The sequence below is a fragment of the Spirosoma pollinicola genome (assembly GCF_002831565.1).
GTDB lineage: Bacteria > Bacteroidota > Bacteroidia > Cytophagales > Spirosomataceae > Spirosoma > Spirosoma pollinicola.
The window spans coordinates 6690790-6704479 of record NZ_CP025096.1; the positions used below are offsets into that span (position 1 = coordinate 6690790).

At 51.3% G+C, this 13690-nt stretch carries 13 protein-coding genes and 1 riboswitch; of the genes, 3 read left to right on the forward strand and 10 right to left on the reverse strand.

From position 1 onward, the window contains the following. Positions 1 to 20: 20 nt before the first annotated feature. Positions 21 to 85, reverse strand: a riboswitch (Fluoride riboswitch). 217 nt (positions 86 to 302) lie between these two features. The 5 genes from CWM47_RS28105 to CWM47_RS28120 all read right to left on the reverse strand — a co-directional run bounded on the left by CWM47_RS28105 (position 303) and on the right by CWM47_RS28120 (position 4376). Continuing rightward, positions 303 to 482, reverse strand: a complete 180-nt coding sequence (locus tag CWM47_RS28105) for a hypothetical protein (protein WP_100991938.1) — start codon at positions 480 to 482, stop codon at positions 303 to 305. A gap of 121 nt (positions 483 to 603) precedes the next feature. After that, the gene (locus tag CWM47_RS28110; RefSeq protein ID WP_100991939.1) at positions 604 to 2772 is read right to left on the reverse strand and encodes a TonB-dependent receptor; all 2169 of its coding nucleotides are present in this window, start codon (positions 2770 to 2772) and stop codon (positions 604 to 606) included. Positions 2773 to 2845: 73 nt separating this feature from the next. Beyond that, positions 2846 to 3163 (reverse strand): hypothetical protein, encoded by a 318-nt coding sequence (locus tag CWM47_RS38350; protein ID WP_157816072.1) that lies wholly within the window; start codon positions 3161 to 3163, stop codon positions 2846 to 2848. A gap of 86 nt (positions 3164 to 3249) precedes the next feature. Further along, the gene (locus tag CWM47_RS28115; protein WP_157816237.1) at positions 3250 to 3924 is read right to left on the reverse strand and encodes an IS630 family transposase; all 675 of its coding nucleotides are present in this window, start codon (positions 3922 to 3924) and stop codon (positions 3250 to 3252) included. After that, positions 3912 to 4376, reverse strand: coding sequence for a helix-turn-helix domain-containing protein (locus CWM47_RS28120; RefSeq protein ID WP_100991941.1), 465 nt, complete (start codon positions 4374 to 4376; stop codon positions 3912 to 3914). Before CWM47_RS28120 ends, CWM47_RS28115 begins: the two co-directional genes overlap by 13 nt. A gap of 335 nt (positions 4377 to 4711) precedes the next feature. Between CWM47_RS28120 and CWM47_RS28125 the strand changes: the two genes are divergently transcribed. Beyond that, positions 4712 to 4936, forward strand: a complete 225-nt coding sequence (locus CWM47_RS28125) for a hypothetical protein (protein WP_100991942.1) — start codon at positions 4712 to 4714, stop codon at positions 4934 to 4936. A gap of 81 nt (positions 4937 to 5017) precedes the next feature. On the opposite strand, the gene CWM47_RS28130 is transcribed toward CWM47_RS28125, so the two are convergent. The 5 genes from CWM47_RS28130 to CWM47_RS28155 form a co-directional block, all read right to left on the reverse strand. Then, positions 5018 to 7039 (reverse strand): heavy metal translocating P-type ATPase, encoded by a 2022-nt coding sequence (locus CWM47_RS28130; protein ID WP_100991943.1) that lies wholly within the window; start codon positions 7037 to 7039, stop codon positions 5018 to 5020. 8 nt (positions 7040 to 7047) lie between these two features. After that, positions 7048 to 7698: a hypothetical protein gene (locus tag CWM47_RS28135; protein WP_100991944.1), complete on the reverse strand. Its 651-nt coding sequence runs from the start codon at positions 7696 to 7698 to the stop codon at positions 7048 to 7050. 26 nt (positions 7699 to 7724) lie between these two features. After that, positions 7725 to 8990, reverse strand: a complete 1266-nt coding sequence (locus CWM47_RS28140) for an MFS transporter (RefSeq protein WP_100991945.1) — start codon at positions 8988 to 8990, stop codon at positions 7725 to 7727. A gap of 390 nt (positions 8991 to 9380) precedes the next feature. Continuing rightward, positions 9381 to 10451, reverse strand: coding sequence for an AI-2E family transporter (locus tag CWM47_RS28150; protein WP_100991946.1), 1071 nt, complete (start codon positions 10449 to 10451; stop codon positions 9381 to 9383). A gap of 666 nt (positions 10452 to 11117) precedes the next feature. Next, positions 11118 to 11531: a PepSY-like domain-containing protein gene (locus CWM47_RS28155; RefSeq protein ID WP_100991947.1), complete on the reverse strand. Its 414-nt coding sequence runs from the start codon at positions 11529 to 11531 to the stop codon at positions 11118 to 11120. 158 nt (positions 11532 to 11689) lie between these two features. Here CWM47_RS28155 and CWM47_RS28160 point away from each other — a divergent pair, with 158 nt between their 5' ends. Then, entirely contained in the window at positions 11690 to 12364 is a 675-nt protein-coding gene (locus CWM47_RS28160; RefSeq protein ID WP_100991948.1) for a response regulator transcription factor, read from the forward strand. Further along, positions 12365 to 13645 (forward strand): sensor histidine kinase, encoded by a 1281-nt coding sequence (locus CWM47_RS28165; RefSeq protein ID WP_100991949.1) that lies wholly within the window; start codon positions 12365 to 12367, stop codon positions 13643 to 13645. Positions 13646 to 13690: the final 45 nt, after the last annotated feature.

A 13690-nucleotide genomic window follows, 5' to 3' on the forward strand; every position in this document is an offset into this window, starting at 1 on the left:
AATGAACAAAACAGTGTTTGAACCAGATAGGCGTCATCAGCCCTGAGGGCGGTTTCAGCAGGAAGACACCATTTCCTGTAACGAGTGCAAACATAGCGGAAAACAGGCAGAGATGCCACATTCACTATCGCTTTTGTTCATATGCAAACGGCTCGTATTGTTGCAAAAACTAATCATCAACGCATTCCACAAGGAGAAGTTGGAGGATACGATAAGAGGCTTCCTTATCAAAGAAAGCTGTTCAATCGAGTTGAGTATACCTCCTGTCAACGATCAAGTTCGTTATCTTCATTTAGATTGTATCAATGCGACGCCTTTTCGAAGGGCATGATAAAGGCCCGAATCAGGAATTTATCATGCCCTTTCTCTTTATACTCCTGAACCGCAATCATAGTAGTCTCCGCTTTTGGGGCTTCATTAAAGCTGAACAGAAAAATTGAATCTACCTGCTCGCTTCCATTGGCAAACCAGTTGTCCAGCAAGTTAGACGAATCGTCTCCTGAACCTGCTACGTCAAACTGGTCATGACTTTAAGCATAATCTTGCTATCCAGTAAAAGAGAGCAAGTCCATGTAAAGACAAACGGGTTTTCTGTACAAGAGGCTACAGGCTTAGTTTGAATCCGCCATTGTAAATGAACCCATCCGTTGGTGCCCAAATGTTGTTGAACTGCGGATTCTGTATGGTGCCTGTGTAGGAAGGCTCGAAACGGGATTGGCGTGCATCGGTGAAATTTTCCGCATTGATAAATAGGCTAACGTGCTTCCATTTGTATTCCGCCGACACGCCCATGACCCAATAGGCAGGCTTGTTATCCCCGTTCCGAATGGTTTGTTGGCCAATAAAAAACAATTCATAGCCTAACCGCAGACGAGGTTCGAGTTCATACAACAGGGTCGTGTAAATCCGGTTTTTTGAGGTGAAGGGCTGTTGTTGGATCACTCCCCCGTAACGGGTCTTTGCATCAATGTAGGTGTAGCCCGCATACAGGGCTAACTCATCGTAGGTCAGCTTGACATTGGTCTCAAACCCTTTGGAATCTATATACCCCGCTGCACTGGAAAAAGCATATTGGCCGTTTGCATCGGGCGTGCTGTTGAGCACGGCGGGATGGTTGAGACGGGTGTAGAAAAACAACTGATTGATTGACAGGCTAACCGTCTCGAAGAGCATCGTTCGATAATTCATATCAGCATTGCCTCCGATGGAGGTTTCAGTACGCAACGTAGTCAGATCGAGCGGACGAACATTTTGGTAACCCCGCTCTTCGGATTCATCCGAAAAAGGAGTTGGTGACCGATACCCCAACCCACCACCGAGCCGAGCCGTGAAATGGGGTGAGAACTTGTACAGCACCGACACACGGGGCAGCACCAGCAAGGCTTTCCGGCTCGTGTAATCGGTCCGTAAGCCGGTTTCTACGACCAGTTTATCGGTCGGCTTCCAGTTGCTTTGCGCGAAAGCCCCCGCCGTCGTCAGGCTGTAATCCAGCGGTAGGGGCGTGGGCTTCTGTTGGGTGAATTGATCCGTCCACAGGTTGGCTCCAACAACCCATTCAAAGACCAGTTGTGGGCGGTTGTAACTAAGTTCGGTAAAGCTAGCCACTTGCCTACCACCAAAGCTATATCCCGGACGGGTCAATGACCGGGTAAAGGAACTGACACTATTTTTTAAGGTGAGTCCGGCTTGATTCGCTACTGTTTTATCGACTCGGAATTGAGTGGAAAAGCGGTCGGTTTTGTTGCGCTCGAAATACTGATGGAGGTTGTCACTCTGCCCAGCCACGACCTGCATATCGCCCCCCAGCCGGTTCTCAAACGTGGTGTTCAATCCCAAACTAATCGTGGTGGTGGGATCGAGGTAATAGAACAGTTTTGGATTTAGGGTATAGCGGACAAATTGCGGAATATCGGAGAAGCCGTCTTTGTTGACATCATAAGCTGCTTGGGTGTTGCGGGCGGTGTAGAGCGTCAAACCGATCCTGCCGAATCGCTTCGCATAGAACCCACTCAAATCCAGGGCCTGCGTTTGATTATAATTGGCCAGTACCGTCAGTTCCCGTGTGGCAGTGGGTTCTTTGGTAATTAGATTAATGAGTCCAGCAATGGCCCCGCCCCCGTAGAGCGTGGAGGAAGCCCCTTTGAGGACTTCGACGCGCCGAAGATTGAGGGGTGGGATTTGGATAATACTTAGCCCACTGGCAAAGCCCGAATAAAGCGGAAAGCCATCTTGCAATAACTGTGTGTACTTGCCATCCAGCCCTTGAATTCGGATCGTGGCATTGGCAGAGGTAGCGGACGTTTGCTGGGTTTGAATGCCGGTACTTTCCGACAGCAGGGTTCGGATATTGCTGGGTTGCCCACTGACTTTCTCGTCCAGCTCTCCGGCAGAAATAATTTCCAGGCGGGATGGAATATCGCCGATGGTTCGACTGCTTCGGGTAGTGGATACGGTGATTTCGCCTAATTCTTCACCGGCAGGCGCTAGCAGAATGGTCAGTGTGTCGGCCCGTTTTAGCGGAAATTCGTACTCGTTCTCGACTTCTTTATAGCCGATGAATCGCATTTCAATTTCATGCTCACCGGCTGGAATATCGGTCAGGGTGACTAGTCCGTTCGCATCGGCAGCGGCTCCCCGTTTGAGGGCTTTAATTTGCGCGGTCGCACCGGGTAATGGGGTGTTGGAGGATGCATCCAGGATGCGAACCACAAAGGTATTTTGAGCCAATGCAGAGGAAGAAATCAGCAGCAATAGACATAGACTGTTTTTCATTGGAGTGGGATTTAGACGACATGAGGGCACAGCTCCGCCCAATGGGGGAGCCTGACAAGGCACGGCTACTGGTCTAAATCAGCCACTGACAACATTGGAGGTAGATTCGCCTGAAAGGGCGGGAGATTAGTCGATAATTGCCCCGGCAAAAACCAGTAATCGGAGTGAGAAACAGAGCGGCAGGTTGTAGCGTCTGGCTAACACTGCCCGTCAACCGCCAGGGAGATACGGTAGCCGATTGAATAGAATCGGCGGCATACTCGACGGGTAAGTACGCATCGTAACAATCGCCCCATGTATTGGCGATCTCGTCTGTATTCACTTCAAAGGCTGAAATGAAGAAGCAGAGGGTCAGCAGGGGTAACAGCCAAAGACGCCAGCGAGTATTCACGCCCTAAAGATAGGACGATTGCAAAGCCCTGCTTTTACCATTTTGTTATTTCTTTCTACTAGTACTCATCCAATTTAATCCTTACATCAATCTGCCTTGTTAGCTGGATTGACTTGCTCATACCACCGTTTGAGTTTATTCTCAGCCGTAGCTGCGGTAAAACTCCAATGCACCTTAACGGCACGTTGATTGCGCTCACTGACCCAAAAGCTGACCTGCCGCTCCAATTCCTCCAGACTGCCAATGCGTCGATTCAAGCACTGGCGGGCCAATGCCGAAAATTCGATCTCCGCTGCGTTCAACCAAGAACCATGCTTAGGGGTATAATGAAACACCAATTTGCGACTCAATAATCGGGCTTGGGCTAGCGGTAAATGCTCATAAAAGGAACCGTATTTATGGGTATTCAAATTATCCTGCACCAAATCAATGTACTCAACATCAGCATAGTAAGTTGTCACTATCTGGTGCATAAACTGTGCATAATCGGCCTTTGTGCGCTGCTTGCGCACTTGAGTGTAGCGTTGACCTGTGTCCGTATCATAAGCTAATAATACCACACACGTTCCTTGTCTGACATACTCATTATCCTCTTTAGCGGATTTGCCCGGCTGAATGGGTAGGGCTGCTATCACCTCGTCCAATAATTGACACGGTCGTTCATCGAAGCATAACCGCGCTCGGCCTGGTGGAGTTAGCTGGTTATAAACGGCCAAAACGTTCTCCATTTTGGCCAAGTATTCACCATCTACCTGCCCGATGCACCATTGCTTTTTGAGCCATGGCTTGAGCTTACTTTTTTTAGGGCTAAACGTACCGACTCGTCATCAATGTGGATCTCGAGTTTGACTAAGCGTTCATTAATCAGACTTGCTGTCCAGCGAGTACGCCCATCAGGAGCCTCGCTACAGGCGATTTGAGTGATATGGGCCTCCACTTGGGGGGTCACTTTGCGGGGTTGGCCGGGTCGGGCTTTCTCACCAATGGCTCTTTGCAACCCCTCTAGCTGATAGCGTTTACGTAAGTTGAAGACCGTGGCCAGACTGATACCCAATGATTGGCTAATCTGTAGTGGGTGTTGCCCCTGATGGGAAAACTGCAAGGCTCTGGCTCGGGTCAACTTACGGGCAGCGTCTTTCCCTTTACGAACGAGTTGGTCAAGTGTTGTGAGATCGGCTTCCGACAGCACAAACGGTTTAGCGATTTGGCCCATGTCGGAAAGATAGCTATTTTTATCTAACCATTAAATTGGAAGAGTACTAGTCTGTTCAACTATAAACGAGCGTATGCTTGTGAACAATGACAGATGAAAAGCTGTAAGGGCCCCTATTAGTTTGTTAATCCCATTTTGCACAGTCTCACGAAAACGCTCCATAACGTGAGCTGAAGACTAACTTTACAACCTATAAACTACCTTTGGAGCCGCCGTGGCATGGCCCGGCGATAATTACGCCCGTTTGCAACAAATATCCCTGGAGTGTCGGATCGTCAAACATTCAGGGTAGGCGCGTGTTGATAACAGACCAACAGTACCCAAAACCTACAATTATGGCACACGAACATCACAAAGAAGCCGCTTATCACTTTCGTAAGGCGGCTGAATACCACGAGCACGCCCAGCAGCTTCATGAAGCCGGTGATCACGAAAAAGAAGCCCACGAGGCTTATGTGGCCTACGGCCATCACAATGTAGCCGACCAACACGCGCAGGCAGCTGCGGAACACCACGCCGAGAAGCATGACACCAGCGGTCATCGCGACCCGATTAACTAACTGTCATCAGCAGCCTATAGAGCCTAAAACAGACCAACAAACCGCTGTTTTTAACTTGCGGGGTGTTGGTCTGTTTTAGGCTTATTTAAATGTCAGATTCTGCACCCGCACGGCGTTCAGGATGGCCAGCATGGCTACGCCTACATCGGCAAAAACCGCTTCCCACATGGTAGCCAGCCCACCCGCGCCGAGAATCAACACAATTGCTTTCACCACCATCGACAGGGTGATGTTCTGCCAGACGATTCGACGCGTGGCCCGGCCAATGGCCACGGCCGTGGCAATTTTGGCCGGTTCGTCGTTTTGAATAATGACGTCAGCCGTTTCGATGGTCGCATCCGAGCCGAGCCCACCCATGGCAATACCGACATCGGCTAAGGCCACTACCGGTGCGTCATTCACGCCATCGCCGACAAACGCTAACTTGGCTTTTGAATTGGTGGCCTGCTGTGCTTTTAACCGCTCTACTTCCCGAACCTTGTCTTCCGGCAGCAAATCGCCGTGCCACTCATCTACGCCCACCTGTTTGGCGACCGCTTCCACGACCGCTGCTTTGTCGCCCGACAGCATCACGGTGCGAATGCCATCGGCTTTCAGGCGTTTGACCGCATCGGCGGCATCAGCCTTTACCTCGTCGGCGATGGTAAAATAACCCGCGAAGACTCCGTTAATAGCCGTCATGACGATCGTAAACGGAATTTGGGTTAGGGCTTCATCAAACGATACATTGAATTTGCGAAGGAGTTTGGCATTGCCCGCCAGCATTTCTTTTCCGTCGACGGTCCCTTTTAGACCATGCCCGGAAATTTCCTCTACATTTTCGACGGTCACCGTCTCGTACCCCTTTTCCCCGACGTGGACACGGGCATGCTCAATCAGGGCTGTGGCGACCGGGTGAGTCGATTGGCTTTCCAGCGCGGCCGTTAGGCGGGCTAATTCAGTAGCATCGATACCGACCGGTTTGACTTCCTGCACCTTAAAAACACCTTTGGTCATCGTACCGGTTTTATCCATGACGACAGTTTTGAGTTGCGTCATCAGATCTAGAAATACAGAGCCTTTAAACAGAATGCCTTGCTTCGACCCGGCACCAATCCCCCCGAAGTAGCCCAACGGGATGGAAATGACCAGGGCACACGGACAGCCGATCACTAAAAATACCAGCCCCCGGTAAAGCCAGTCCCGGAATTGGTAGTCGGCGACCACAAAATACGGGACAAGAGTAATCAGTAATGCCAGTCCGCAGATAGCCGGGGTATAGATCTTCGCAAACCGGGCAATGAACTCCTGGGTCTGAGCCTTGCGACCCGTGGCCTGCTGCACCAGCTTGAGAATTCGCGACAGCTTGGAATCCTGGTAGGGTGTAGTGACATCCATCTCGACGACCGACTGCCGGTTGATCATCCCTGCCAATACGGCTTCCCCTTTCTCAATGGTGCGGGGTACGCTTTCACCGGTCAGGGCTGCCGTATCGAACGTACCGGAGACGGAGCGCAGGGTGCCATCTAACCCTACTCTTTCGCCTGCCTTTATCTGAATCACCTCGCCAACGCTCACCGCAGCGGCCTTTACGGTTTGTGCCTGTCCGTTTCGCAGCAGGGTCACTTCATCGGGGCGAACATCCAGCAGGGCTTTGATGGAGCGACGCGCCCGCAAAACGGCGGCATCCTGGAATAACTCACCAATGGTGTAAAATAGCATCACGGCCACCCCTTCGGGATACTCCCGGATACCAAAGGCACCCAGGGTAGCTACGCCCATCAGAAAAAATTCCGTAAACACATCGCCGTTCCTGATGCTACTCCAGGCACGTTTGAGTACTGGCCAACCAACAGGCAGGTAGGCGACCACGTACCAGATAAGCCGGACAGGGCCCCTCCAGACCGGGTCTTTAAACCAGCTTTCGGCGTACCTGTCAAACCCGATGCCCCCCAGTAGCAGCGCTAGGCTGATGGCGGCCGGTGCGTACGTTCGCCAGGCCTGGTCAGGGCTTTCTTTCGTAGCCGCTGCCGCTGGCGTGGTGCCTTCTTCGATCAGGTCAATATCGTCACCATGATCGTGATCATCGTGGCCGCCCTGGATTGGGTTGTGGTCGAGTGCCATGTGTTGCTTTAGAGCTCAATAAAATAGGTGAAAATGCCGAGGGCAATCAGGATGCCGCCGGTAATGCGTTTTTCGTTATGGTCAAGCCAGTGCGAATCCACCGCACCGGCAGACCGGCCGGGCCAGTTCACACGGGCCAGCCCCCGATAAGAGAGCGCCGTCAGGCCTACCATACAGGCGATGGTCACCACCGTGTAGACCACCGCCAGGGTACTGATGGCGGGCCAGCCAAGCGCACCGGCCGTAAAGAAGAAGGTTTCAATTTCCAGGCAGGGAGAGAATAACATGGCTACTGAGAGCGTCGTAATGATGGTTGCTTTGGAACGGCCCGCCAACCCCCTGGGAACGTGTTCATGGGGCGCGTTGGCATCGTGCATGGCAAAGTAGATCAGCCCCATGAACACCAGCAGCAGGGAGGCAATCAACCGGGTCTGGGCTTCGAGCCGTTCGGAGACTTCCACTCCGATCGCCCCGATGGCAATTCCCAACATGACGGTACTCAGTGTATGGAAGAATCCGCTTAGGGCCACCACGGCCAGTATTTCCCGCTCCGACCAGTTTTCGGCGCGGCCAATGAGCACCACCTGCAACCAATGGTTGGGTATGGCTGCATGGACCGATCCCAGCAAGGTGCTACCGAGTAGTATGTTCCAAAACATGGGCTTTATTCTTGAGTCAAGTCGATTTAGACTGGGAAGGTTGGGGTTCCCGGATTTGTCGGGACCTGTTTAGGACGAAAAACCAGCAACGTTATCCCCAGGAAGGCCAGCGTAAGCAGCCCGCCGTAGAAAAAATTCTGATTTGGAAACCGACTGCCCGTAAAGCCCGCAATCGGATAGGCAATAGCCCACCACAGGTGCGAAAACGCGAAATGGGAGCCAAACACCTTCCCTTGCTGGCTGGCGTCAATCTGCTCGCCAATCAGTGTTTCTGACGGCATTTCGGCCAAGCTCTGTCCCAGCCCAGCGCAGAGCCACAATACCAGCAACACCGAATAGCCCACATAGTTTGCGCCTATAATGGCTACGCCCAGCCCAAAGGCCCCACTGATCAGCGAAATCCGTCGGCTGGGGGAAGTATCCAGTGCGCCGGACAAAAACGCGGCCAGCGTCGCCCCGACCCCGAAGGCGGCCATGACCCAGCCGTAATACACTTCCGACCGGCCCAGGACGTCTTTGACGTGACTGATAGTGTTGACCAGAATCTGGGCACCCGCCATAGCGGAGACGAATTCAATGGCTAAGGCAAATCGGATAACGGGCGTGCCGAACAGCAGTTTAGCCCCACGCATCACATCAGACCAGGCCGATAGCGGTTTAGCCATTCCCTCATCCGTCGGTGAACGATTCAGTAACTCGCCCGGCAACAGCAGAATCAGCACGCCCGCCAGCACAAACGATAGAGCATCTACGAAGAAAATATCTCTTGCGCCAAACCAGATAGCCAGCAGGCCGGCCAATCCCGGACCCAGTACGCCCAGCAGTTGAAACGTAGCCGTCGATAATCCAATCGCCTGCCGGTAGTAACGCGTATCGATGACCTGTGGGATAACGGCTTTATAGGTCGGCGTAAAAAAAGCGTTGAACACATTCAGCGTAAACACCAGCCCGTAGATCTGCCACGGGGTAGTCACAAACGGCAGACAAGCCACAATACCCATCCGGATGAAGTGGGTGACATAGAGAATCTTCTTCCGATCGATTCGGTCGGCCAGCACCCCGGCTACGGGCGAGAAGAGAATAAAGGCCAGCACCCGAAGCGTGAGCGCCGTGGAGAGGATCACCGCTGACTGCTCGCGGCCAAATTGATAGGCCAGTAACGCCAGCCCCACCCAGGTAACTGCGTCGCCCAGCAGACTGATTGTCTCGGCAAAATAGAGCGTAGCGAAAACCCGGCTTTTAAGGGCCTGAAAGGGTTCCAGTAAGCGAGACAGGTTATTTTTCAGGGACATCCTCTTCGCACATTTACTAATTTACCATTCCCAGAATCAGGAATAACAGAAATCCAACAAAGAACATGGCCGTCAGCCACGGTTTTTCACCGTCTTCGTGGGCCTCAGCCAGCAGTTCTTTGGTCACTAAAAATAAGAGCGCGGCCAACCCAAATGATATACCCTAGCTGAAGCGGGTCGACTCGTTACCGGCAGGATTTGTGCCGGTCAAGCTCACCAAGCAGCCTTAGGTCGAAGCCGTTGAATAGTCACCTGTAGCAATGCCAAAGCATCAATCCCCTTCATAAGCTCATTCGTTCCATCAAATGAGCTTATGGAATCCCGTTTTTCCGACTAAATCGGCAACACTATACGTATCCCTCAGGTGTGATAGGACGTTAACAGCCTCGCTTAAACTTGTATTGACTCATCCTCTAACACGTCCTGTATATAGAGCATCTTCACCAACACGAGTATAATTGCCATAACAGGTGTCGCCAGAATCAAGCCTATACCACCGACAAAAACACCCATAACCAACTGAGAGATCAGCACCAGCGCGGGGGGCATAGAAATCATTTTATTCTGTACCAGTGGCGTTAACAGATTGCTCTCGATTAACTGAATGCCCGTGTAGAGCAGCACAACATAGAGAGCCTGCTGCGGCCCATCGGAAAAGGCAAACAAAACCGCCGGAACCAACGCTAGGATGGGACCAAAATTGGGAATAAACGTAATTAACCCCGCAAAGAGGGACAATATAGCGGCCATTTTCACGCCCAGTAACCACAGGCCCAAAAAGCTCAATACCCCAACAACTACCATCGAAAAGAGTTTGCCGATCAGCCAGTTTAGCAGGGTCTTGCCAAGTTTGTCCAGCACCTCCGCCCCCCGCTTCCGTCCCGGCTTGGGTACGAGTAGGAGTAACCCTTCCTGATACAGGCTGGGCTGTGCGGCCAAAAAAGCGGCCAGAAAAATGATGACGTATACATCGGCCAATAGGCCAATCGTGGAGCTTACGGCGCCAAATACCTTGCTCAGGGACCGGCTCCGGCCCTCAAACAGTTTGTCCATAGAAGGTACAGCATCAACAAGCCGCTGACCCCATTCCGAACCGGTGAGGCTGTCCCGAGCTTGTTTAATGGCGCTAGATAGCTGCCCGGCCAGCCCGTTCATCTGCCCACCAATGGACGACGACAACGTCCAGACTAGTGCTGTCAACAGACCTAACGTTAAGATAGCCACCACCGCCAGACAAATGCCTTCTTTCCAACTGGTCTTCTGACTTAACCATCGTGCACCCGCCCGCAGCGGCAGCGCAATCAGGACGGCGGCCAGAACGAGCATAAGTATATCAATGATTGCGCCCAGAAGGCCCAGTAATAATAGAGCCGTCAGGGTAAGTCCCAGAATAATGCTGACTTGTCGGACAAGCAGGTTATGATCAAAGGCTGATGAATTATTTTCGGTTGGTTGCTTCATGGATATAGTTTGAATTAAAAAATGAATTCATCCGGCATTAAATGCCAACCCGATGGAGTTTGCAGTCTAAAGGAAGCTAACTAAGGCCAACGATCAACGGCGATTGAAGAGCTTATGAATTAGCTAGATGACAAGTGCAATGCATCCAACCAAGACTAGGACACTAAATCCAGACACCGGTCTCAAACTTGTCATCTACCAATTCACGATTGGTACTACTTGTATCAATGAATATCAGCAGGAGCAGCGCTAGCCGTTGACACCAGAAGTAATCCATTTTCATCTATACGCAAGTATTAAAATGACATACCGCAAGTACTAGCTGACAAAAACCAGGCTACCTGTTCCTTTAGTTATTCACTAATACGCTTTGCCATTCAATTGATGCAAAGTTGCTTAAATGGTATAAGTTAAACCCGGCAGTACTTAGAAAAACCTTAATTCTGCATTAGAATCTACTTAGAAGTAGGGTATGGTCTCAGGATGAGATGAGTGGGGTCTTGCAAAGAAAATGGCAATACAGCTTATAATTCAGCGCATGCCCATTCATATGGGTTTGAACCGCAAGGTCTATAGCCGAAAAGCTATATCGGGCAAGTCATCCTCAGTGAATACACTCATTTGGGCCGAAGCAAATGCTCCGGCCCGGCTAAACAACTACTCTTTTTATTTGATTAGCTTCCCATCGACGCTGAACATCAGGTCTTTGCCACCCACTTCAGCTTCGTACTTTTTAACCCCGGCGGCATCCACAATGATAGCGGCCTCCTTAATTTTCTTTCCCGGCATTTGTTTGGCTACGTAATCCCGGACAGCAGCCGGTAGTTCCAGAACCGCAATGTCGGTTTCTGTCTCTTTCAATTGGCCCTTGGCATCAAAGAGTAAAGACATCGTTTTCCCTTTGTCCTTGAAACTGGCTTCGTAACCACCGTCTTCCCCATCCCATTTGGGCCCTGTGGCGCTGGGATAGAGTTTAGCAAATGTCGATTTAGCGGCGGCGGGAACCGACCCCGTCTGCGCGAAAGAAACCGTTGCCAGGGTAAGCATTCCCACTAAACTTGTGAACAGTTGACGTTTCATGATTCGTTGCGTTTGATTGGTTAATTGGTTAACCGATTCGAAGCTAAACCCCAATTGTGGAGTTCGTCTGGAGTCCAATCGTGTCATAAATCATGCGTACCATAGTTTAGTATAATAGGCTCCAGAATTACTCCACAATTTAGAGGCATCTTAGCAGCATGAAACTACTGTTGGTTGAGGATGAGCCTGACTTATCGGGGGATATACAGGCCTATCTGGGGCAGGAAGGGTACAGTTGCGAGCTGGCTTCTACCTTCAATACAGCGGCTGAAAAAATCGTCCTGTATGAGTACGACTGCGTTATCGTGGACATCACGCTACCTGGTGGTAACGGTCTGGATCTAGTTCGTACCTTAAAGAAGTTCAATAACCCTACAGGTATCGTTATCATTTCGGCCAAAGACGCCTTGTCCGATAAGGTGACCGGCCTGCAGCTCGGCGCCGACGATTACCTGACAAAGCCCTTTCACCTGGCCGAACTCAGTGCCCGGCTCCAATCGGTGCTCCGTCGTCGGCACTTCAACGGGCAAAAAGAAATTGTGGTACGGGGTATTACGATCCGGCCTGATGAGAATCTGGTGCTCATTGGCAGTCAACCGCTCGAACTAACCCGGAAGGAATATGATTTATGGCTGTTTTTTATAGCCAACCCAGGGCGGGTGCTGACCAAAGAAGCCATTGCTGAACATCTTTGGGGCGATAACATGGATCAGGCTGATTCACTGGATATCATTTACACCCATATCAAAAACCTCCGGCGTAAGATTAACGAGCGGGGCGAAGCGGATGGCATCAAAACCATCTATGGACTAGGCTATAAATTTGAGGTCTAGATGAAACTCCTGGACCGTACTCTGCGCACCTATTTAGTTTATTCCGGTGTGGTCATCCTGATCAGCACACCGGTTTTTTACGGCGTAATTGACAAGCTCTTCATTGATGATGTCGATGAAGCCCTGCTACTGCGCAAGCAAACTATTCAACAACAACTGGGACGGTTTACCAATGAGCAGGTAATGTTCAACTGGCGCGACCTGGAAGGTAACACGTTGCTTCGCCCGGTTGTTGCCCGAACGCCCATTCGCGATTCGATCTATGATGCCGTATATACCGAACAGGTAGAACCCGGCATCTCGGAGCCTGAACCCTTTCGGGAATTATCAGCCCGGCTGATTTACCGGTCTCATCCGGTGCACCTGATCACCCGAATTTCTCTAGTAGAACGGGAAGATCTATTACAGGCGGTTGTCCTGACCCAGGCAGGCCTATTGACCCTGCTGCTGGTCGGATTTCTGCTGCTTAATCGACGTATCGCCCGCAGACTTTGGCAACCTTTTTACGTAACCCTGGAAAAACTACGGCAATTTGAAGTGGATGGAAATGAACCCCTCCACCTGTCCTCATCCGACATTGTTGAGTTCGATGAACTGAATCAGACCCTTAGGGGGCTTACCTCGCGCAGTCACCAGACGTATCTGGGACAGAAAGAATTTACTGAACATGCAGCGCATGAGATGCAAACCCCCCTGGCCATTTTTCAGGCAAAACTCGAACGACTTTCCCAGACTCAGCCCCTGACCGACGAACAGGCCGACTTACTTGGGTCGCTCAATGGGGTCACCGTTCGCTTGTCCCGGCTGAATAAAAGCCTGTTGCTGCTGGCCCGGATCGAAAATCATCTGTACGGACAGACCGAATCGGTGAACGCATCGCTTCTGGTGGATTACCTGCTGAATCAAGCCACCGAATCGATGCAGGCTAAAGGAGTAAGGCTGGTGCGAACGGGCCTCAAGGAGGGGCCGATCCTGCAAACAAACCGGTCTTTACTGGAGAGTTTGCAGGCCAATCTGCTCAGTAATGCCATTCGGTATACGCCACCCGGCGGCCAGATTACGGTCGATTTACAACCGCAGGCTTTCTCAATCGCGAATACGGGTGAACCGCTGTCCATCCCCCCCGACAAGTTATTTGCCCGCTTTCAGAAAGGGGAGGCTCAAACCGGAGGGGTAGGGTTAGGACTAGCTATCGCCAAGAAAGTTGCCGATGTCAATGGCTATACACTGACTTACCGCTACCAAGCCAATCAACACCTGTTCCTGCTGACCATGGGCTGACTCCAGATTAACTCCAGGATTGCTCCCTAGCTTGCCTTGCGTTTA